Origin of the sequence: Cytobacillus oceanisediminis (genome assembly GCF_022811925.1) — a bacterium.
Taxonomy (GTDB): Bacteria; Bacillota; Bacilli; order Bacillales; family Cytobacillaceae; genus Cytobacillus; species Cytobacillus oceanisediminis_D.
In genome coordinates this window covers 187,658-210,956 of sequence record NZ_CP065512.1, presented here as the reverse complement: position 1 = coordinate 210,956, position 23,299 = coordinate 187,658, and the positions used below count along the sequence as shown (strand labels likewise).

Annotated in this window: 17 protein-coding genes; 15 read left to right on the top strand and 2 right to left on the bottom strand. The window is 42.1% G+C overall.

Annotated elements, in window-relative coordinates; translation table 11 throughout:
• Positions 1–66: 66 nt before the first annotated feature.
• The 14 genes from IRB79_RS27915 (at position 67) to IRB79_RS27850 (ending at position 22,225) form a co-directional block, all read left to right on the top strand.
• Positions 67–1,518 carry a transglycosylase SLT domain-containing protein gene (locus IRB79_RS27915; RefSeq protein WP_243509941.1) on the top strand — a complete coding sequence of 484 codons (1,452 nt, stop codon included), beginning with the start codon at positions 67–69 and terminating at the stop codon, positions 1,516–1,518.
• Positions 1,505–2,839, top strand: coding sequence for a M23 family metallopeptidase (locus IRB79_RS27910; RefSeq protein ID WP_243509937.1), 1,335 nt, complete (start codon positions 1,505–1,507; stop codon positions 2,837–2,839). Before IRB79_RS27915 ends, IRB79_RS27910 begins: the two co-directional genes overlap by 14 nt.
• Entirely contained in the window at positions 2,836–3,090 is a 255-nt protein-coding gene (locus tag IRB79_RS27905) for a hypothetical protein (protein ID WP_243509935.1), read from the top strand. Before IRB79_RS27910 ends, IRB79_RS27905 begins: the two co-directional genes overlap by 4 nt.
• Positions 3,087–3,452, top strand: a complete 366-nt coding sequence (locus tag IRB79_RS27900) for a hypothetical protein (RefSeq protein ID WP_243509933.1) — start codon at positions 3,087–3,089, stop codon at positions 3,450–3,452. Before IRB79_RS27905 ends, IRB79_RS27900 begins: the two co-directional genes overlap by 4 nt.
• Before the next feature lie 12 nt (positions 3,453–3,464).
• On the top strand, positions 3,465–4,022 hold the full coding sequence (locus IRB79_RS27895; RefSeq protein ID WP_243509930.1) for a hypothetical protein: 558 nt from the start codon (positions 3,465–3,467) through the stop codon (positions 4,020–4,022).
• Positions 3,976–4,512, top strand: a complete 537-nt coding sequence (locus IRB79_RS27890; protein WP_243509928.1) for a hypothetical protein — start codon at positions 3,976–3,978, stop codon at positions 4,510–4,512. The genes IRB79_RS27895 and IRB79_RS27890 overlap by 47 nt, the downstream gene beginning before the upstream one ends.
• Complete coding sequence (locus IRB79_RS27885) at positions 4,512–5,312, top strand: baseplate J/gp47 family protein (protein ID WP_243509925.1); 801 nt, start codon at positions 4,512–4,514, stop codon at positions 5,310–5,312. Before IRB79_RS27890 ends, IRB79_RS27885 begins: the two co-directional genes overlap by 1 nt.
• 17 nt (positions 5,313–5,329) lie before the next feature.
• Positions 5,330–6,910 carry a hypothetical protein gene (locus IRB79_RS27880; protein WP_243509922.1) on the top strand — a complete coding sequence of 527 codons (1,581 nt, stop codon included), beginning with the start codon at positions 5,330–5,332 and terminating at the stop codon, positions 6,908–6,910.
• A gap of 15 nt (positions 6,911–6,925) precedes the next feature.
• On the top strand, positions 6,926–8,011 hold the full coding sequence (locus IRB79_RS27875; protein ID WP_243509919.1) for a hypothetical protein: 1,086 nt from the start codon (positions 6,926–6,928) through the stop codon (positions 8,009–8,011).
• A gap of 16 nt (positions 8,012–8,027) precedes the next feature.
• A complete protein-coding gene (locus IRB79_RS27870; protein ID WP_243509917.1) occupies positions 8,028–10,205 on the top strand; it encodes a fibronectin type III domain-containing protein in 2,178 nt (725 codons plus the stop codon).
• Between the two features lie 45 nt (positions 10,206–10,250).
• The gene (locus tag IRB79_RS27865; RefSeq protein ID WP_243509914.1) at positions 10,251–13,538 is read left to right on the top strand and encodes a LysM peptidoglycan-binding domain-containing protein; all 3,288 of its coding nucleotides are present in this window, start codon (positions 10,251–10,253) and stop codon (positions 13,536–13,538) included.
• Positions 13,539–13,744: 206 nt separating this feature from the next.
• Positions 13,745–15,082: a hypothetical protein gene (locus IRB79_RS27860; protein ID WP_243509912.1), complete on the top strand. Its 1,338-nt coding sequence runs from the start codon at positions 13,745–13,747 to the stop codon at positions 15,080–15,082.
• Positions 15,083–15,252: 170 nt separating this feature from the next.
• Entirely contained in the window at positions 15,253–17,733 is a 2,481-nt protein-coding gene (locus IRB79_RS27855; RefSeq protein WP_243509910.1) for a hypothetical protein, read from the top strand.
• Positions 17,714–22,225, top strand: a complete 4,512-nt coding sequence (locus IRB79_RS27850) for a zinc metalloprotease (protein ID WP_243509908.1) — start codon at positions 17,714–17,716, stop codon at positions 22,223–22,225. Before IRB79_RS27855 ends, IRB79_RS27850 begins: the two co-directional genes overlap by 20 nt.
• A gap of 29 nt (positions 22,226–22,254) precedes the next feature.
• Here the strand turns inward: IRB79_RS27850 and IRB79_RS27845 are convergent, their stop codons facing one another.
• Together IRB79_RS27845 and IRB79_RS27840 are read right to left on the bottom strand one after the other, a co-directional pair.
• On the bottom strand, positions 22,255–22,494 hold the full coding sequence (locus IRB79_RS27845) for a hypothetical protein (RefSeq protein WP_243509906.1): 240 nt from the start codon (positions 22,492–22,494) through the stop codon (positions 22,255–22,257).
• 21 nt (positions 22,495–22,515) lie between these two features.
• Complete coding sequence (locus IRB79_RS27840; RefSeq protein ID WP_243509904.1) at positions 22,516–22,992, bottom strand: hypothetical protein; 477 nt, start codon at positions 22,990–22,992, stop codon at positions 22,516–22,518.
• 61 nt (positions 22,993–23,053) lie between these two features.
• Between IRB79_RS27840 and IRB79_RS27835 the strand changes: the two genes are divergently transcribed.
• The gene (locus tag IRB79_RS27835) at positions 23,054–23,251 is read left to right on the top strand and encodes a hypothetical protein (RefSeq protein WP_243509902.1); all 198 of its coding nucleotides are present in this window, start codon (positions 23,054–23,056) and stop codon (positions 23,249–23,251) included.
• Positions 23,252–23,299 lie beyond the last annotated feature (48 nt).

Here is a 23,299-nt window from a genome sequence, read left to right as displayed (position 1 = left end):
TTTTTATGTAAACTATGGCGATTTTCAAAATAAATGGTTAGCTTGTCTTAATAAGGAGGGTGAAACATGGCCGATAAAGACAAGCAACAGTACAACAAGGATAGTTATGTAAAGAAACTGAAGGAAGCCAAAAAATCATATGAAGAACGAAAAAGCTACTTAAAAGAGTTCTCCTTGAAGAAAAAGAAGAAAAGTTCAAGCAGTGCAAGCGGAGGAGAGGATACGGGTGTTGCCAATATTCAGCTCCATGGCGAAATGCCAACCATTGCTAAATATAAAGGGCCTGACAATTATTACGATAAGATTATAGGTGAAAATTATCAGACCGGATTAAAAGCAAAGCTGGCAGGAACCGATAAGTGGAATGATGCAATTTTTGAGCAAGCTGGGAAAGCCGGAGTTAATCCTTTGCTTGTCAAAATCATTATGGCAACCGAAACCGGTGGAAAGCACAGTTCCAAGCCTAATGCCTATAATTGTGTAGGTTTGATGCAGGTTGAATATGATACAGCTAAATCACAGGGACTATCATGGGATAAGGTCCGAAATGATCCGGTTTACAATATCTATGCGGGCTGCCTTGTTATTAAGGGCAAGCATAACTACGTCAATTCCATTATCAAAAATAATGGGGATAGATACAGAAGATATAAAAGCCAAGGGTATGAACTAAAACCCAATGTCCATGGTGTAGCCTGGCTATACAACGGTTTTAGTGTACCAAGCAATGGGAGCAGTAAAGTAACATCAGGTGGCTATATCTATGCCAATCAGGTCGCTGCTATGTATAAGGGATTCGGAAGAGATCCTTTTGTTGATACGGCACTGACTCTAAATAGCCTTGGTGATATCAAAGTTGCTTCTTCCTCAGCGAGTTCCTCTACTGCCCGCTCATTAGGTGGGCCAACAATGGCCTCCATTAAATCAGAGAGGGATACGGAAACCTCTTTCGAAGCTCCACTTCGTACTAAAGATGAAGAAGAAATCCTTTTCCTCCAGCAGCAGAGTTATTCCTACCGTGTCCCTGTAGGGAAAATAAAAGGCAATTACTTTCAAGCGCCTGATTATATCCGTGAGAAGTATGTGTCTGACCGAAAACTATCGCGCCTTTTTGCAGAAAAGGTTGATTATGCTCCTCTTCCTTCCAGTGAATTTATTCATTTGTCAGGACCGCAGGAAAACTATTACGCTCCCGAAGCACAGGAAGTATTCTCATTGCTAAAAGCAAGACTGGGATATAGGCAGCTGGTTGTGGCAAGAGGGTATGAACCGCTTGGAGAATCAAACGATAGTTCTCATTCTATTGGAATAGCAATGGATATTTTTGCTCCAACTGCAGAAGAAGCCATTCGGATTGCTGACACAGCATGGCTGCTGGGCGTCCGTTCTATTGCGATAGGCCCAAAATTTGTCCATGTCGATGTCGGTCCAGAATCGGTATGGGGTTATGACAACCTTGCAGAATACAGGGGGCCAGGAAGTGTAAGGGTAGGAGGGATTCAGCATGGCTACAGATAAGCAGAAATACAACAAAGAAAAGTATGCCAAAAAGCTGAAAGATGCCAGGGAAGCCTATAAGGTTCGAAAAGAATATCTTTCTACCAAAAAACTAAATCGGGACCTCGTGGCGGGCTGGGAGGAAGAAGAAACTGCAGAAAGTGAAGATACAGGAAGTGCTGTTTCTGAGCCAGATGGCGGGATTGGCAATTTTGTAGGCAGCGGAGAGCTGGTTGCACCAGTAGAAGCAAAGTCGTACCGCTATACTTCGGGATATGGACGCAGATGGGGAACCATGCACTGGGGTGTTGACCTTGGCCCCGCCCAAAAGGGAGCCCGAAACTGTAAAATCCTTGCGGCCGGTGATGGAGTAGTAGTTGCAGCCGGACCTGCTGGCGGTTTCGGCCAATGGATCGTTATTAAGCATTCAGATAAGCTTTATACCATTTATGGGCATATGCCTAAGAGCTCCATGAAAGTAAAAATTGGAGACAGGGTAAAGAAAGGTCAGCACATCGCTTTAATGGGTGATGAAGGGGAGTCTCAGGGTGTCCACCTTCACTTTGAAACCACAAGGGATTTCAGAAACCGCAAAGGGAAAGGGAAGGACGGAAAATATAATACTTTCGATCCCGAAGAAATGGTAGATATCCGAAGCGGAATGCTCAGCATGACATTTACTAAGGAGATTGCGGAAAAATCCGACTTTAAGATTGCAGCCAATGCAAGTTTTCAAGAGGAAGCTGGCCATGAAGGCGAAGAGCACATGCATGCAGACTATGGAAACCTGATCGAGCCGTTGCCTCCTGAAGGAAAGTTGATAGATCAGGCTTACAGAGAGTCGTATGTTTATAGACCAATAGCTTCGGGTTCATCCAGCTTAACAAGGGAAGCCTTTCTTTATGAAAGAATCGGCTGGGGGCGCACCACAAATTATAGGGGCTATCACCATTTGAATAAAAAACGGTTTGTTCATCAAGGCATTTACGATGGATATGAGGGGAATTTATACTCTCCCGATGCAAAAAACGTGTTTGAAAGCTTGCTTTTGAAGACGAAAAAACCTTACTTTGAGATAGTTAGCGGATTTAGGTATAGTGAATCAGGTCAATTATCTCCCCATGAAGCAGGATGTGCCATGGATATTCTTGTAGGGGATATTGATGAGGTTCGGGAAATTGCAGACTGCGCTTGGCTTCTGGGTATCCGCTCAATAGCCATTGGAGGAAATTTTGAGCAGAACAAGGGATTTGTCCACCTGGATATAGCGCCAAAAGGAAAAGATTTTAGCTATGATGGTATTCCGATATATGGTGGTCCAGGAAAGTGGGTGATGAAATGAAGATTAGAGATTATATGGTCAGTCATGAAGGAGAGGCATGTGTTCGAATAAATTATTCATGCTTTGGGGATATGTCCTTGATTCTCGGCTTCAGCAAAGATTATCATGAAATCTTCTATTACGTCAGCATTGATGGAAAGCGGCAGGGGCCATATGTAGCCGAACAGTCTTTTCATGACATAATTGATGGGAAATTGAAAGAACAGTACAAGCTGGAAGAAAACATTCCGGAAAGGTGGGATAACCAGTGAACTTTAACAGTCAAATCCATCAATCCATTTACAGTAAAGTGGTCCTTCCTTCTCTAAACCGGCTCCAAGGCACAATTGAAGGGTATGTGGTGCAGGTAGATTATACAAAACTTGTTTGTGAAGTAGTTTATTCTGATGAAAACTCCCACGCGCTCCGAACCATGAAAAATGTTTCCCTTCCAAAGGATGGGGATGGCGTGTTTACCCAGTCCGTAAAGAACGGGGATAAGGTTACCATCTCCTTCAAAAACAAATCGAAAGAATCCCCATATATATCAACTGTCTACAAAAATAATCATTCAGAAGAAAATTACCGCAGCCCATACGGTGGCCGGACCATACGCCAGTCACGTATTTTTTAAGGAGGGATTGTGTTGAATGAAGCGTATGTGAACAAGGTTTACGGTGACGGGGATAAGGATATCCATTTCCCTTACTGGAGGCAGGTGCTTCAAAAAGAAGCGGTCAGTTTTGACCCCATAAGCCTGGAGAACGAATTAGAAAAATGGACATTCATTGGTGAAGATGAAATCGCCCTGAAACATCCGAAGACGGGAGCCACATTTAAGCTTTGCGATGATGGTTCCATTGAATTTTTTGTCAATGAAGATACCGGCATTAGGCTTGATCCAAAAGACAATAGCATTATCTTTTATGGAGATTCTGTCCATTTTGCTACCAAGGAAATGCGAATGCATACCAAACCGCACGGATTGATTTGGAATAACCACAACTTTAACCCCTTTTTCTATCACGGCGAAAAAGTAGCCGGCAAGCGGATTATCCCCAAAGTGAGCACCGAAACCTTCAGCGGAAAGAAAGACCTTCCAATATTCCAGGAACAAAAACGAAAAGCCTATTACGATGATAAGGTGAATAGCATCATTGAAGAAATCGGCATTGAAACTGCCGGTAGAAAGCGAGGCCGCTGATATGAAAGTAGATTGGCGCTTAACGGCCGATGGAGACCTGGAATTGGGTTCTCCCAGTTACAACGAATTTGACCAGCTTGTCTATGTAGATTCTGCTGGAGAGATTTCAACGGAAAGCACAGAAGGGGAACTTGTAAGGGATATCCCTTTAGCTGTTTCTTACATGAGTGAAAAACAGGTGATCATGAACAGGCTGCGGACCGATAATCCGGATTGGCAGCAGCATGATGAAATTGGAGCAGATTTATCGGAATTGATAGGGCTTCAAAACACAAGAGAAACTGGTCAATTGGGCGTTCAGCTGATAGAGAAGTGTCTAACGTATGATGATTTCATTAAACCAGAAGACCTTTTCATTCGTCCTGTTCCAATCAGTCCAGGCGAAATCCTCTTCTATATAACTATCAACAGACCAGCAGCTGAAATGACCATCGCAGTCGTTATGGATTTGGAGCATGGGCTGCTTACAGAATATGAGGTGAATAAATAATGAAAAAGACCTTTGAAGAAATGCTGGAGGATGTCCTGACAAGGCTGAGAGCCCAAGGTGGCATCACGGAGACAAGCCCGGGTTCGGTTGCAAGAACATTTGCGGAAGTTATTCTTGAGGAGTTCAGTCCTTTTTATGATGAATTGGATTTAGCCAAAGCAATGGGCTTCGTGTCTACTGCACAGGGTGCGTATCTCGATCTGGTTGCGGAATTGATCAACTGCGTCCGTCTTCCCGAAGAATCTGATATGGATTACCGTGCAAGAATTGTCAATTGGGTAAGTGTCCAGCAAAATGCAAACCTCACTTCTCTCCGCATACAAGTCCTTCAGATTGATGGAGTAGCAGATGTTCAGTTTAAGAGATTCACTAGAGGAACTGGATCTTTTACATGCTACGTCATCCCCCAGGTATATCCTATCGAAAATGACCTTCTAACAAGAGTGGAAGCTATTGTTGATGAAGCAGCTGCTTATGGCATGGCTGCGGAAATTAAGACCAGCGAATATAAACCAGTCGATATTAACCTCAACCTAATCTTCACATCAAAAACAACTTCACTTGAAAGAGAGTATATCCGGAATCGTGTCATTACCAATGTTGGTGCATATATGAAGGAGTTGAACATGGGCACTTCCATCATTATTAATGAAATTGTCCAGCGTGTTATGGAAACAAGCGATCAAATTCTTGATATGGAAATCAAGGAACTGACCATAGCGGACAAGCAATATTTTATAAAAAATGTTGTTCCCTCAAAGGAAGAGCGGTTTTTCTTGCGTAAGATAAGTGTAGTTTAAAAGGCAGGTGAAATTCTATGATAAATAAGCATACAAAAAGCATGATGTCCATGCTTCCGCAATGGATGAAGATGGCCAAAGACCCTGAATCCGTAGGAGCAAAATTCCTGAATGCTTTCGGGGTGGAAATTAGCGAGGTAGAACGCTATCTTGAGGGCATTTGGAATAACATGTACATTGGCACAGCCGATCTGCAAAAAGTCGATTTCTGCTACAAAGTCCCTCTGGCGCTTAGAGATGTCGTCAATGTAGGTGCTGATGTCCATGTCCGCTTGGTGATGAATGGTGAAAGAGTAGAGTGCATGCCGGTTGATACGGTCCGCTTGTTTTTTGAAGGCCATGAAAACCAATTTATGATTGATGAAACAGAGGGTTATGTCTATATCAGAGCATTGGACTATTTTATGGAAGAAAATATTTTCAAGCCATTTGACGCAATTGAGATTGGGGACACCCTCCACTATGAGTATATGCTTCATCACATATGGAATCCTTTTGATGAATTCGGGATGCTCCTTGGCATTTATCGTTTGCCAGGTGAAAGAAATCTGGCGTTCAAGGAAAGGATTCTCGATGTGTTTAAGAATCCAGGCGGTGCAACCAAAAATGGATTAATTAATGGAATCAGCCGGGAGCTCGGCATTTCGAAAGAAGATGTAAAGCTTGGAGCTTTATCTGATGATGATTACGTTCAGTCAACCCTTATTAATCCAGATGGAACACCAAACGAAAAGTACATTCAATATGTCGATCAGATCAATAGCAATCTCGGATTCTCGTGGGATTACATGAATTGGGGAGAAGCCTATTGGAGAAGCATCGAAGAGGACAACATGGGCCTTCATTACCTTCCTCATATATGGGATGGTTTTTCAGCCCAGTGGAAGGATGAGGAGATTCAGTCAGGGATTGGCGGTGGGGATGACCTCCTCGTCACAGGTCCTAAAGAAGAGTCTTCTGTTCGTAACTTCAAAGCCTATGTAGGACTCCACGGAACTGAAGAGCAGGTAGAGGAGCATAATCCAGAGCTAAGGTTTAAATATAAAATCGTGGCTAAGGGCAAAGTGCCGAATGAAGAATATGATTTGGAGCAGTACCGATACACGCTGGTAGCTTCTGAAATTATTCCTCTTCACTACACCATCACAGCCATGAAGAAATTCCTGTTCCGAACCCAAATCAATTGGGATAACCGTTACGGGTATACCTTTAAGGATAATCTAAACCCTGGCTTGGAAATCGTGACAGGGGAAGATGTACTCCACAATAAGGAAGAAGCCCATGTCAAAATCCATGTCGAAATGAAAACGACGGATAGAACCGTGACACCTTCCCTGCAAGAGCTTATAGTCGAGTGGACCGATACGACCGATATGCCACAGACCTACAGGCTGACAACAGACGAGGAACTGACATCCAATACGACAGCGGCCGCAACAACTTTCCTTGATACGGAGGTTGTCAATGGCAGTGTCACCCTTGGAAAAGGTTCGTTTTCTGCTGTTATTGATACAGAAGGGTCTTTCAAAAAAGGTTCACCCGGCGTATCCGTAAAAATTAATAAAACTGGCTCAATATCTCTTGATTTGCCGAAATAATAAGGAGTGATAAATATGTCAGGATCAACAGCGAATTATGTGGGGAACAAGATTTATGAAGACTTAATCATGACCCGTTTCCCTGAGACATTTGACGAGCGCAGCGGTTCAAAGCTTAATGCTAACTTGATACGCTGGACAAATTTAAAAGACTATAACATGGCTGAACATGTCAATTCCCTTCAAGATGCCATTATGGCCATTCAGAGGATGCTTGGGGAAATGGCCCAAGTTCCAGCAAAGCCAGTGGATGTAAACGGCAACCCTGTCACAGACCCGGCACAGCTTTTAAGCATTGCCAAGACATCCACCGTTAATGACCGAATTACAGCTCTGGAAACATATGACTGGTATTCAGAATTTGATAAGCGATATGGAGGTCCTAACTGGAAGTTTGATAAATCAAAAACGACTAATCCAACCATTCAGCAGCACCGTCACCTTGGAAGTGCTTCAGCTATTCCAGGAATGCCTGAAAAAATCGTGCTTACAGAAGAGGTGCAGGGCAAATTGCCCAAAGCCAACGTTGATCTCTCTAAGACTGGGATTACGGGGGCTGACCTTCTGGTAGATCCAAGTAAGGACACAAAGATTTCCCAATCTTTAAATGACAAGCTTTCCTCGACAACAGGAGGCACAGTTGAAAAGGATGCTACCTTAACAGTATTAGGGAAAACAAATACTCGCTGGACAAGGGAATTCGATTATACAGACTCTCTTGCAACAAGTGTCCAAGACGGTAAAACCCTTCTTGGCCGCGCAGCAGAAAGCGATGCCTTATATACTACCGACCTCCTAAACAAAAGCCTCCAAGGGATGCATTATGGAAGATATGTTGCCATTGTTAGATTATCAGCAAGCAGCCTTTCTCCGGGTTCCCTAGTGGAAATTGCGTCCCTAAATGCAAGCAACATCATCCTTGAGAAGACCGTGATTAGCGGGAGCGATTTTAAAGCTCCCAATGAATATAAAAATTTCTATTTTATCTTTAACAACAGTGCCGGTTCGAAGCTAAGAGTTAGAAAATTAACCGCATCTTCAAAGGTGCGCTTAGACTACGCGATTGTCGAACCTGTTCATCCGGCAGTATTTGACCGCTAAGAAAGGGTGATGATAAATGGCAAAACGGCCAGAGGGGCTATCCCCGAACTTTAACTCTATCGTTTCCCCGCAAGTTCCATCCTCATTAATCTTCTCCTGGAGTTTCATTCCTCAGTATTCAACTGATTCTCAAAAGAGTGCACAGGTAAAAATTTATCCCAAAGACTCATTGGCGGCCATTGTCACCATTAGTGCAGCCGCTGAAACTGAAGTAAACATTGCTCCGTATGTCAATTCTTTCACTTTAGAGGATTCTTATGAATGGGAAGTTAGTGTGACAGCTTCGAATAATACCATTGCACAAAGCGGGAAAAAGCCTTTTGTATTTGCTGATGTATCCCTGAAAGGAGACTTAGTGTGGCCGGCTGGTCCAGATCCTTATGAGTACATTGGGACACGACGCTACTTTGACGAAATTAGACAGAATGCCATACAGGTATTGGGAGACTACGTAAATGACTCCAGTGAAGAAAACCATGCACTTGAAAACGCTGTCGGCCTTTTTTCTGGCGATGTAGTTCCTGCCAGGAAGGATTTTACGGCGATTGAACATATATTGAATGTAATTGCTAATAAGGAAAGTTCTTACCGCCATGAAATTGATGAACTGGTCGAAGATGGGCTGGGTTCTGGTGACATTCACTTGATCTACAGCTTTTTTGACCGATTGACAAGAATTCCTCCCCGGGCACCATCCAATATATATATGTCATTTTCCAGCCCTGCAGATCTTGTAATTGAAGAGGGCAGTGCCTATAACAAAGGTGATTCTGACCTGACAGTAGATGTTTCATGGGAACCATCTGTTCTTACACATGGTGAATGCAGCATCCACATTGGAAGTGAATTAAACGAGGATATTTCTTATTACCGTTTTGAGCTGGACGCTGGTTTTAATGACTACAGTGTAATCTACAAGCTGTATTACCGAGTCAGCGATATTGAAAGCAGCGGAAGAAGAATAGACATCCCCATGAGCCACGTTGATTTTCAACACATGTCAAGTGCAAAGACAGGTAAATACGTGATCAGGGCATATGCCATCGATAAACGGGATTCGTCATCCAGCGCTTATTTAAAGTCATATAATGTCAAGGTTCCTCTTGGAGTATTGAGCTACCGTTTAAGAACTCAACAAAGAAACCTGGCCAATACAGGGACCATTCGGAGTTATTCCGATATTTACAATGGTCCAAATAAAGCTTATGTTCATACTGTTACAGGAAAAGTGGACGGGCTTTACACATACGCAGTTAAGCTTTTTGATATAAATGGAGATGAAAGTCCATGGTTTTATATTGATAGTGTTATCACCATTGACCCTCTGAAACCTCCTCCGGCACCAAAGCCAAAATTAAAAGCTGTAGACCCCGATACTGTTCACTTTGAATGGCCGGCTGTTACTACTGCTGAACACTATGAAATTGATCCTCAATATGGTTCTGGCTCCACGGTTACGACCAAAAATCTCTATATCTGGTATAACGGGCTCACAGAAAAGACAAAGTACACTTACAAGATTCGGGCAGTCAATAGGGCAGGAGCTTCTGCCTGGGTTACAATGTCCGGCACAACTGCTGCGAAACCAGTATACGAACATGTGCAGAAATCTCCCACAACCCGAACATGGCGTACGAGCTATGCAATTTACAAGCAGAATGGGAGGAATGTCTACCCGGCTGCCGAATATCGGACTGAAATGAACAATAAGGAAGTTATACATGGTGAGTGGATAGAGCTTCGGGATAAATACGAAAGCGGCATGTACGTAAAAAAGGGAACTCGGTGGGGGAATCATAGGTCATTATTTTTCCTTGATTATTCAGGCTGGCAAAGCAAGCTTAAGGGAAAGACCATCGTGAGCGTTCAAATGTACATCAAGCGTTATTCATTTCATCATGGATATCCAGATGACGGAAGATTCCTATATGTATGGACGCATAACTATCCGAATGCCTCATATCTTCCTTCTGAAAAGAATGCTCCTGCCCTTGCAAACTCATACAAAGTGACCAATCTTGACTTTGATCAGGGGCAAGGCCACTGGGTGACTCTCCCGAAATCCTTCGGTGAGAAATTAAGGGATGGATCCATAAAAGGACTTGCCCTTTATCATCCTGATGCATCAAAAGGACCTTACTCCTACATGCGTTTTGATGCTAGAACATTCCAGTTGAAAATCAAGTATAAGTAGGGGGAGAATGCTCTCCTCCTAATTTTATTAAGGTGGTGAAAAGGATTGGCTCAATACCAACGTAATTTTTACTCGAGTTCTTTATATGGCCGAATTAATGCTTTTTACGGGGAATACCTGACAGAAGTATTTGACGGACAGGAACCTTTCAGTTCAAAAGTAAATGCATCTATTCTGGTGCAGCTGCCGAGTGTATTCTATTCTGCAAACCAACGGGAATTTAGTATGCCAACGGTAAACTCATGGACATTACAAGGGTCGGATCTCAAAACCAGAACGATTAACGCACCATTAGAGTTTTTAGGCACAGGAGACAGCCCGGAAGTTCATGTGCGGATGCAAAGTCAGGGGATACAGAATATCGAAGCAAAGCTATACAAAGAGGAGGAAGCGGCAGGTACATTTCAATGGGCATTGAAACAAACCAAGTCAATTCCTACGCTTTCCCAGATAAGTGCTGGGCAAATTGCCAAAATAGTATTCGACCCGTTTGGCTACGGCAACTACAAAATTGTGATTGCTGCCAAGAATTCTACAGGAGATGCAATTGTTGCAGGTGTAAAAATCCGGACAAGTGATTTGACAGTTTCTATCAGGACCTCTGCGAACAAATCTACTTGGTCCAATTGGGAAGCCCTTACTCTTACCAGGCAAGTACAGGGTGGTGAAGCATTTCTTGTTTCAGGGCAGTCGAGCATTACTTACTCTAATATTCGGTATGTTCAAGGAAAAATAGAGCTTTACGCATCCGATAGCAAAACATCACCTGTTATTGACAGGGTAGAGCTTCGTTCTGATGACAGCGGGCTTTATGATTATAACGGGGAATATACGGTGAAGCTTGATATGGCTCAGGTAGCTACTCTTAGTGGGAAACAATTTAAACATATGGACCGAATCAGATGGACTGAGAACATTCCAGCTCCTGCAGAGATGGTTATCCGCTCGTCTTCAAGCCGTGATAATATTTTCTGGGGTCCAATCAGTGCCCCATACAAGAAAAATACTAAACGACTTCGACTAAAAAGGGGAATTACCTCTCATTCCCTGACGCTCGGTCCAATCAATGAGGGAGCCAGATTCTCATATGGCAGAACTGCCGAAATCCTCTCCTGGAATACCCAGGCTTATTCTCCGAAAGATCCGAGTGACACTAAAATCTCCTACATTTTCTCAAAAACAAAATCAGATCAGCGCAACCCGCTTAATAAATTGAAGGAAATCGGAAATCCGATGAATGTCAGTGACCGTTCATTATTGTTTTCCCCACAGCCATATTTCCTGACTGTTGAATTAACCCGTTCTGCAGTAAGGGGAACTCCAGTTGTTGATTTAATCGATATAGACCAGATGATTCAGTACACTGAAAAGGCGCATGTAATTGATAAAGATATAACAGCGGTGGATGGTGAAGGGAATGGAATTAAAGGGTTGCAGAAGATAGGTGACTATGCATTTGTTTATCCTTCGCCCGCAGGGCATATTGCCTTTAATCAGGATTCCATTAACCGTACCGGCTTACTTTACAGCCTCTCCGATAATACAAAACGTCCAAATGACGTCCAGATATACTTCAAGTCCGAAGAGAAGAAGGGAACAAGGACCAACACTTCTAACCTAGCTTCAGATGAGGTCATTGCAAAAGTCATCCACAGAAGAATGGAGATGGGGGAAAAGACAGGAATTATCAGCCACTATCAATATGGTGCAGGCCGAGTACAATATCTCCGCCCTTACGATAGGGAGGTAGATTCGACCTTTACTCCGTCTCTCAATGAAAAGAAAAGATACCGCTATTTTCTAAAGAATGGGTGGCCAAGTGATACGCACATTGTTGTCCAAGGACAAACAATGGCTGATGTGGCAAACATGTATGAGGCAGATGCAAATGAAATTAATGCCCTTAATGGCGGGAATATATTGGCCAATGAAGATGGCACATTAGTGAAAGGCCAGTCCATTAAGATTCCCAACAATACATCCAACGCAGATGTTTCACTAAGGTTCAAGAATGGTACAGCCTACACAATGAAATCCAGCCACAATGCATTATATGATCAGTCTGTTGGCCTTAATATAGAGGATTTCTCAAGTGAACAGATTTCTGTCAGCGTGCCTGCTGCTCCGCCAAAAGGATATGTGGATTGGGTGTCGGAAGAGAAAATATATAGTGGTGTCATTAACTTTAACGACATTCGAGAGGAATTCGTCCGCACACAATTCAATCGAAGCTCTTATGCAGACTTTACTAGGGAGTACACGGTCCAAGCCGGTGAAACTTGGGATAGTGTTGCAGCTAAGCATGATATTCATTCCTTTGATCTGAAGCTTCTGAATGAAGGCACGGACCTGCAAGAAGGTGTCGTTTTAAAAATCCCGCCTAATATCATTCTACCAGCATTGGCACCGGAAGCTGAATTTGATGGTGATAATCCATATGAGGTATCCATCATTCCTGATTCGGTCCATAAAAAGAGCGGACAAAGAGTAGATGAATCCTTTATTCCGATTGATTGGGAAGGGAAACATCTGCCATTGACCGTAACCTACAGGGACTCAGAAGTGCTGACGGCCGAACTGACAAGGGGAAGTGATAAGAATGGGATGGATCCCCTCCCGCTAAGTCATGTAAATCGGATTGTTTCCATTAAAAGGGGAACCGTGACCTACCATGAATGGAATGGAAGTTTTGGTGACTTCAAGCTAACAAGCAACTATATTGACTGGTCTCCCAATCTTTCAGGAAGCCTGGAGCCAGCAGCTGGTGAAGCCTATACAGTTACCTATATCCGGTCTGAAGTAGACACATTAAGAATCCACCTGGATACCAATTATTATGAAAAATCAGGAGCGGATATTGTATGGCGCTCACCAGAGGTAAAAGTCTTTGATGGGGTTTGTACCCCTTCGGAAGATTTCAGGATGGAGCTGCCTTCACCTGAGTCCTTCGAAGGCTACAGTGCAATCTACCAAAATGTCGGATATGTTATAGAAGATAACGATTTATGGGTGGTAACCAAGATTGAAAACAGTGGCGATAAGATGTATCTTGTCGGGACGCTTAATGGAAAAGATCCGGCTAAAAACTGGCATCCAACCATTAATACAGGCTATTACTATCTAAAAGAGCAGGAACATTACCTCTATTCCGAGCCAATGAAAACAGTTTTGGATGAAAAAGAGTTGCCAGCTGCTATTAACATTGAATATGTAAATGGCGCAGGAGGCATTGGTGCACTTCTTCTGCCAAGCGGGCAGAATATAGTTAAGGATTCTGTGTTTGAGGCAACAGAATTTAAAAATGCTAAGGTATTTTCAAGTAGCACTATTTAATATAACAGAACCTATTCCGGACTTTCAGGACACCCCTTGAGGGTGTCTTTTTTCACTATTTGACTTGTAAAAAATTTACTTCATATAAAAACATTACTATTTAATTAGGAGGAATTTACTATAAAGGAATCTAATATGTTTTAGGGTAGGATAAATAATGCTGAAAGAGGGAGTTCTATTTGAAGAGATTCAGGGGGATGACTATAGTGTTTGCTTTCTTGTTAATTGCAGCAGGCTGCTCGCAAGAAAAGGAGGCGAACAAAACAAGTGAACCAGTATCAGAAGAGAAAGAAAATGTTGAAAGTGAGTCTTCAGCTGATGAAGGAGAGTCCAATTCCCAAGAGGTAGAGGATAGTGAAGATACAGCTGCTGCAGAAGGTTTCGAAGTAAATGAAGTAATAAGCCTTCCGCTGAATTTTCAAGTGAGCAATGGGGAATTCGACCCTAAAGATATTCTAAACAGGGATATTGACGATTCAAAACAAACAGCATTAGAGGATAATGCACGGGATTCAGCATATGTTCACAGTGAAATGAAAGAGTATCATACAGGTACAAGAGAATATAAACAGATCAATATGCTTGAGATACTTACATACGAACGCATAAAACCAAATCAAGAAGATTTTGAGACAGCAAGAAGGTACATCCTATATCATGGAGTTACTGGCACGGATTCTGTTGAAAAGCCCATAGGGGAACTGGGACAAATTGGCTTATATATTCGCAGTGATGAGTCCCAAAAATTCACGATGGAAAGTGATATTCAAGTAGATAGTGAATTCGATGGAATGGAGCTTAGGATGGTGGATCTCTACATGAACCAGCTTTTCTTCATTTATACCGAGCCAGGAAATAAGGTATTAGAAAATTCGGATGCTCTAAAGACGCTGGTGGTCCAAAGAGAAATAAATAGCGACGGAACTCTAGGTGAACAAAAAAAGGTGGCTTACTTGGAAAACAATGACTTTTATTGGGGAGAAGTTATCCCCTCTACCAGTGGGTTGGCTGCTTACGATTTAGACAATGGGGTTCTCCTTTTAAATGGTTCTAACCAAGTCATTCCTTATTCTGTAGATGAAGCGGTCCTGCGTGCCTCTGAAGATGCTCCAGCCATTTTCTTTGATGAAGAAAAGAAAACCATATTTCACCTGGGCAATGAAGATTATATAGAAGAAGGAAAGTTTGCAATTCTTGATATTAATACCAATGAGCAGGTTGAATTGCAGACTGAATTCAATGAAATGGGATATGCTAAGATAGCTTATGCAGGATATGACCCAGAAAAGAAATATCACTATATTCTTGGACTGCTTGAAACTGATTACGACGTACAGGGTCAAATTCATACACTAGATGAAAACTATCAGCCGGTAGGCGATATCTATCCAGTAAACACAAATACAGACAAAACAAGTTTAACAGAAAACGGAATAATCCTATGGTCTAAGAATGTAAATATGGATCCATATTCGCATACAGCCTCTCGGGTCCCTTTCATTGGCACATTTGTGGATCCGAATGAATTTAATATTCATGATTAATATGGAGTTTCAGGAGCAGTTCTCATATGAGAGCTGCTTTTTTTGGTGACAAGGGGCTTTAAGACAGAGACAGCAAGAGTATCGGAGATTTTCCCTTTCTTTACTTATGGACATTTGCAAGTTTTATAGGTTAGATTTTCAGAAGAAAACACAATGAAGGTGGTGCAAGCATGTACACACAGCCAGGAACGATAGTAAAACACGCTACTTTGGACGCTATTTTGTTTGAAAGTGCCGGTTATGTGTCCATTTCCCAGGAGAATTACGGGCATAGTAAAACAAAAGTTACCCTGCCCTCTCCAGTAGAATCCATGACACTCATTCCCAAATATATAAATGACAGCAACTTATTATTTATAACATTTAATAAGGATCAAATTCTTCAAATAGGCGCCATTGTAAAAGGGGCGGAGAAAGCATACGGGGAAGTCCCTGTAGGAGCCCTGGAAATCAATGACCTGGAAGTACTCTCAATCGGATCGCAGTTTACGGTTTCATTTAATGGTCAGTCTGTATTCCGTTTTGAATCTGCCTTATTCTCTTCTGGGCAGGTAAGGATGGGTGGAGAGGCCGGAGAGTATTTTTACAGCTGCTCCATCGAAGAGCCTCAATCCGTAGCCTGGACTACCAATGAACAAATGGATGGAGTAGAAATAAAGGCGATACAAATTGACGATGTAAACTTCATGAAGCTAAAAGGGAGCATTACAGCACCTGCTTTTATGAAACAGCCACTCTTTCTATCAGCCGGCAAAAACTCCATTTCGTATATGGGGTTTGGCACAGGAACATGTCAAGTAAAAGAAGGGACTGCCGTACTACTTGATAACGCAATTGATAGCCTTTTAAAAGAGCGCTCGAGTTTTGTGCTGGATACTCCTTCTGATAAGCAAGTAGAACTTGTTTTTAAGACGAGCAGCGAATTAGTGGTAGGGGAAGTACAGGCTGAAAAGAGGGATTACGCTTCTGAATATATCCCAAATGATAACGATGATTTTCCTGCGGAAAGAGGAAATTCTGAATTAGTTTATCCTGTGAAGAATGGTTTCCCTGCTTCAACTGGAAGTATTTATATCAAGCTCTCAGCACCTAAATGGTTTCAGGAGCAATCCATTACGGTTCCCCAGATGATCTTCAGGACAGATGATGGACAGCTGCGTATTGATTACCTGAATGGAGTGTTTACCTTAAATGTTAAAGGCCATGCCCTTTCAGTTGCCGAAAGTCTATCCTCTGCAGGTACAGTACATTTAATAGCATCTTGGAACCAAAATGAAGCAGCATTGCTGGTCAACGGTAATGCATCAGAAAGTAGGGAAGCTGGCACTCTAGCCCTTACAGTGCAAAAGCTGATTTTTGCTGAAGAGGACTCTGTACAGGAGCCTATCATCCTTGAAGAATGGGCTTTGTTTAATCAGAAAATAGACAGTGATGATGATATTGCTTCCTTGCTCCCAACCGCTACCATGCAATCTTTATTCGATGGAGGTATCAGCGGGCAAAATGTTACATGGTCTGAAATCCCAGTAGCTCCGATTGATCACTCTCCTATTCTTGTACAAAAGGAAGATGGAGAAACGCTTAGGAAAGTCTCTTTCTTTGATTTTGAAACAGGTGCATATAGGACCTGGAATGAAGAGCCTTTTGTCTATGATGGAAAAAGCGATTATATAGAAGTTTCCTATGATAATCTGGATGAACAATTCAGGGACATTGCGATTAGAACTGAAGATGGTGAGAAAATAGGAGAGCCTTACTGGATTGAAGGAAAAAGATTTCACTTCTCACTTCCTGAACAGATTAAGAAAAACTTAAGAAGTAAAACACTATTGGCAACCTATCAGGTGAACGACACCTATACTATTGATTACAACATTAAAGCTGTAGATGGTTACAGGATCGACTTCGCTAAGCATGACGGCGGAAAAAGGATTGTTTATCAGGAAGGGAATCGTTATGGAGAGCCAAAGAAGCTTGCGACAATGATTGATATGAACCCAATTCAAAACCAGAATCACGAAGGCTTCCTATACGTAACTAATACAATTAACAAAACAGATAGCTTCCGTATCACAGCCACACCTGACCGTCTTCATGCTGATGGTGCAAGCTTTTCTACATTGATTGTTGAGCCGCTGGATTACCAGGGGAATTTCCTTTCTCACTCCAATATCGAAGTCATAGCCAGCAAGGGGTTTATCACAAGGCATATATCAAAGGATGCAGCAGAAGCGCAAAAACGCTCAGGGCAATATCTTTTCCAGTATTATGCCCCTTACATTCAAGCGGCGAGGGATGGAGAGCTGCTAGAAGACTATATTTGGATCATAGATAGGGACGCGAATATTGGTGTCGGCTATAAAATGCTGTTGTGCCCGGTCCTGAGAGCTACCCAAAAACAGCTGAGCAGAGAAAGCAAAAATACGATGGCAGCTAAATCAGCAATCATCAATTACCTTCTTATGTATGAAGGCCTTGAAAGATATGAAGACGAATTCCTTTTCGACATTCTAGACTTAAATCAGGATGGACGAATTACAATGGATGAAATTTATATCCTGGAGACAAATGAAAAGGATTCGGAGCTAGTGCTCATTTTGAATAAGCTTCAAGAATGGGAGGAAGTAAGACATGGAATTGAAACCCCATAAGGATCATATCCGTGATTCCATTAGAAATAGGGGTTATGCCATTCGTATCGGACAAAAAGTTCCGAAGAACAGTGCAAACCTCGCATATGTACAGGCAAAGCCTATTTCTCCGGAAGAGAACATCTTGTTAGAGGATGTCTCTTCTCATATTGCAGAGAATGGCCTTTCAAGTTTTATTGAAAAAGATTACCTCGTATACCCCAATAAAGATTACATGCTGGAGACTGAAGCGGGACAATCTATTTTCCCGACTGACGCTGTAAGCATAACGGATGAATTTACAATCAGAAAGAATCGTCAGGACATACCGAGCCCAGTGTTTTATCGGATGGAGCTTAATGGTCGATTTGATGTAAGAACTGCTCAGGTTCTTCCTTACTCTGGCGGGTTTTCAATAGAATCGGAACAGGATGCCAAAGCCTTTGAAGAAATCGTGCCGGAAAGAAGGCAGGAGCTGGTGTTTGTCGGAAACAGTATTCGTGTCGAAGCTAATGGGGGACCACTTAACGAAGGGGATGTATACAAGGTCCAATTGATACGGGAAGAGAATTTCGTTTACCGAATAGTCCTTTTCACTAATTTCCTCAATAAAAATAATCTTACGTACAAGGTTATCTATCCACATTACCGCTCTGATATCCAGCAAACAGAGGTGAGGGAAGAGGTTTTAAAAGCCTATCCGTTTTTCAGCAGGGTGACACCGGATGAATTCAGGGAAACCATTGACGAGATGGAAGCTAACCCAGATCAGTACAAACACCTTAAAATCTACACGGCAGATGAAGACAATAATGATTTTGTTTTTTACGCAACGTCTGACGTCATGATTGCCAATTACCAGACAAGAAGACCCCAACAGTTTAAACACCGTGTGGAGGCGAAGCTGAAAACAAAGTTAAGCGAAACAAACCCAGGAAAACTTTACATTGGCTTTCATTTTGTACAGGAAGCCCAAGGGGTTGAAAACCTTGCTTCCATTGGGAAGGCACTAAATGAATCCATACTCCTCCCATCCTATGTTGAATTGATAAATCCCCACACACCAGAACCGGATCTTCTTAAGCGGGATATCCGCTACTGGATGGCTGACCTTGATATGCCGGAGCATCACTACGAGGACTATGATGTTCTTGTTATTACAGGATACGGGAAGACCGACTTGTCTATGCATAAAGACAAGCTTCAGCATTTCCTTCAAAATGGCGGAACGCTTATTGTTGATAACGCGGGAAGTGGCATCAAGGTACTTGACTTCAATACAAGCAAAGGCAACTCCTTCTTATTTGATATCTCATTCTCTAACAGCACAAATGAATTCGGGATAAAGGAATTCCCAGCGGCTTCCCCATATTCGAACAGACTGTATTCTATTACCAGCATGGCTAATCTTGGCTACCCGGGCACCTCCCCGGCAATAATTTTTGGACAGAACGAGGAAGCGGCTCAATGGCAGCAAATCGTTAAACATATAAATGGAGGGGCATCCCTTGTTAAGAAAACTGTTTTCGGAAAGGGGACAATCCTTGTATCCAACAGCGGACTATTTAGGAGCCTATATCACAATCAGCAAGAAAGCCTAAGCTTGATTCTTAACGCAATACTCCACCATGCAGAAGAGCAATGGGTGCTGACGCCTTGGCGAAACGATTTTGTCTATCATAGGGACAATTTATTTGCACAGGAATACAAGGTGAACAATAACGATGTTTACATCAATGATAGAAGCGACTACGATTCTAATCAGATTGTTGCCAAGAAAATTCTTGCGCCAAACATTAAAGACTATGTAAAGGTATATGCAAAACCATGGTTCTACAATGCAGTTGGCAGCTTCGAGCATGCAGTGGATGGAAACCGGGTCTTTCCTATTAATAATGGTGATTTTGAGGCCGGAAGTGTAGATGCCCAGGGTGTTCCTTTAAAAGAATGGTCTGCAAGTACCACGAATGCCATACCTTCCTGGAACACAAAGAAACTAGCCGGACAAACTGTTTTGTTCTCTCACGATTCAGAATCGACGCTGTTTGGAGTGAGGACGATTACCTTGAACTCAACAAATGGCGATGTTGGGGCGCATGCTTTTTGGGAAAGCGAAAGTATCTATTTTCCAGTCGATGATTATAAGGTTTCGGCTTGGTTAACCACGGAAAATGTTAGAGGCATTACAACAGATGGAGCCAAGATAGGCATCTATAATCTGGCCGGGGAGAAAATTGCTGCTTCTATCGGCGTGATCGGGAAGAAGAATGGAATCAAGATAGATATCTCTTTCCGTATGGATAAACCCCAAACTATTAAAATCCGCCTTGGGTTTGCGGATGGTAACGGCTTCGGGAAGATTACTTTTGATAATGTCGCTGTAGAAACAGTAGGGGCTGTTAAAGGCGTACCTTTTAATGAAGGGGAGAAGGCTCTCTACGCATACAGCACCAAGCCTAATTCTTCGACAATTGATATAGAGGCTGAAGGATTTGACAGCGCAAATATCACAAGAATCAGTCCGGCAATTTCTTTTTCATATACGATTGTGCCATTTATATATGAAAAGCTCATTCTCGGAATGGACAGTACGACAGGAATGGAGTACAGCCGATATGAAAGAAGATACGGAACTCCTGTTTCCTATGATGTAACTGTCAGCAAAAAAGAAGGTCTGAAAAACTTAGGATATCTCCATTCACTCCTGCCGGGAATTCCAAGCGGACGAGAATGGTATGACAAAAATAAGGTCTTCTATAAGATTGCCCTTGGTGATTTCGATGATGGAGAGAATACACTGGTGAATCTTAAGCTGTTTGACCGCAAAACGGGGATTGAATGGTATCACAGCAAGGAATTAATCATCGGCTATAAAGACATTTTCTGGGCAACCGACAAACCAAGTTTTGTACTTCATGCAGAGACAGGCTTTGAAACCATCCGTGCTTCCAAAAGAAATTTTGGCCTGCAGCTCATGGATGATCGAAAAATGTACGTGGAGACTCCTCAGACCAAGGATGCAAAGGAGAACTGGTACGCGAGAATCCATAATGGCCATTTTACAAAAGATGGCCTAAGCTACAAAGAATGGTCTGAACTATATAGCTATCAAGATCCATCCGTAATGGAAAAATACAAAGAAAGATTCTTGAAAAAAGAAAAGTACTCTATTAAAGAGTATGACTCTCAAATCTTTAATCCTTCCATCGGAATTATGACAGTGGAAAAAGAAATGGAATACCTGACGCCTAACACAGTAAAGGTTCCGCACCACAACTTGTTCGTAAAAAAAGGAGAGGTAATTAAAGAAGAGCTTATTGTTGAAGGACTGGCCGAAAGTGAAGGCACACTTTTTAGAGCCAGGGAAACCCATTGGGTCCGAGGTACGGTCCACCTGTATCTTGACGAGCAGCATAATGGGAACGCAATAGAGATTTTTGAAGAATTCCCTTATGAGGTTAATCACGAGGAAGGTACTGTCTTTTTCCCGGGTCAGATTGTAACTGGAAAGATTTATGCCAGTTATTCTCACCGCAACTTTAGGCTATATAAGCGCCTTTACAAAAATGGAAGAGTCTCCAATGACCTCCTTAGAAACAAAAGGATGGATAGCAAGACAAAAGAAGTCATTCTTTATGGAAGCAAAGTAAACTGGATGATACAGCCCGTTCCAGTACTGAAAACGACGACAGGGAAAGCCACCAACAATAATATCATCCCGGCAACCAGTTACCGACTTGATTACGAAACAGGTGCTGTTATTTTTAAATATGATCCAGTTGGGCCTGTCTATGCGGATTATGGTTACTTTGATGATCAGGAATTAACTGTTAAGGATTACGATATCCAAAATGGAATTTTTCTTCTAAATGAGAATGTGTCCTTTAAAGATAGCTTGTTCGCTAAGTATGCGTACTTTGAAGACTTTTACGATTACAAAGGGTACTACAACGGACAGTTCGAAACATTCTTCCATCTGGACTTGAATCCATCAGTAGGCCATTACTCAACACTGCCAATGACAACCTATGTCAATGGAGAGGAAAAGGTAGAATACAAGAAAGTGCCATCGGCAAAACTGCTCAATAAGTCCATTCACATATACATTGTCCCGGAATCAGAAGGCGGGTATTCCATACGTCACTGTTTCAGCAGCGAAGAATGGAGAAACCTTCAAAAGTCTAATCCTATGTATCTCTTATTGGCCAAAGTCCAGGTGAGGGAACACACAAATGTAAATGAAGTAGTTGTCATGGATGCCAGGGTTAGGGGCGGCGGTATCACAGGTAAGATGTCTGGTAAGAAAATAGATGAACGGGTAAAGGGCAAGCAAAGATATTGGGATATCGGAAATTGGGATGGAAAAGCGTTCTATAGAAACGGTGTCCTGATTGTGACGCTGCCAAAATCCATCCTGATTAATTATGGAGGAACTCTTTCGGAGGAACATGTACGAGAATCCATTGATAAACATGTCGCTTATGGAACGTACTGCATCATTGAGTGGGAATAAATAAAGAGGGGCATTTAGCCCCTCCATTTCTATTTAACCAAAACCATTCTTCCTTTAAAGCGGAAGTTCTCTTTAAGATACTCCCTGGCAGAACGGTAGGTATCGAAATGGCCGCGCTTTTCAATTGTAATTACACCAGTTTCATCGGCACCAAAGATTGTGAAGCCTCCGGACATTTTACGGCCAATCCAATAGGTACAGTTCATGTGTTTCCCTTCCCAATGCTGATCAATTTCATGAACGGTTCTTACAAAGTTATCTAGTGCCACATCAATTGCTCCTTTGAAATCTTATTTTGCTAAGCTGGCTTCAACCTTTTTGCCGAATTCCTTTTTCACAGCATCATCCTTAAGAAGTTCAAACAAGAGATGTTCTGCAAACCGGTTTTCTTCTAAAAGTTTGAATTCAACTCCCAGGTCTTTAAAATGCTGGCAGGTAAAAGAAATGTCTCCATCGATTTCAGCTAAATACATGCAAACCTCTCCGAGCTCCTCTATAGTAGCTTCGTTTAAAAGGCCATCATCAAATTGCAGAATATGATCTCTTACTTCTTCTGCAGACGCTTCATATGTACTGGTATTTTCATAATAAACAGAACCGATTTCTTCGTTAGTGAACATATCGCCAATAAACAACCTAATGGGATTTTCTAAACTGATTTCAAAGATATCAAAGATTTCAAGTTTAGTACTAGCTAATGGTTTAAGCATATTATTATAGCCCTCATCGACCTGGAGCAATTTATATATCACATCAATTTTTTTCAACTCTATTAACCTTCTTTCTTAAATATATAGGACAATTCTAACACAAGGGAGTGAGGCAGGCATGAATTTTCCATTAGGAATATTCCAGTATTTTGAGCAGGAAACTGGCAAGACCCATCTTCAATGGAGTTATGTTGATGACCCCAATCTGACCCATTTTGAAATAGAAGTTTACGATGAAAACCTCCGGAAATGGGTAAAATATGATGGCCGCAACGGCATCATCGAAAAGCAGCCTAAAAAAGGCAGTAATTACTAGGGGCGGGCATTCCGCTCCTCTTTATTATGGAAAAAATTCAAAGTAAAT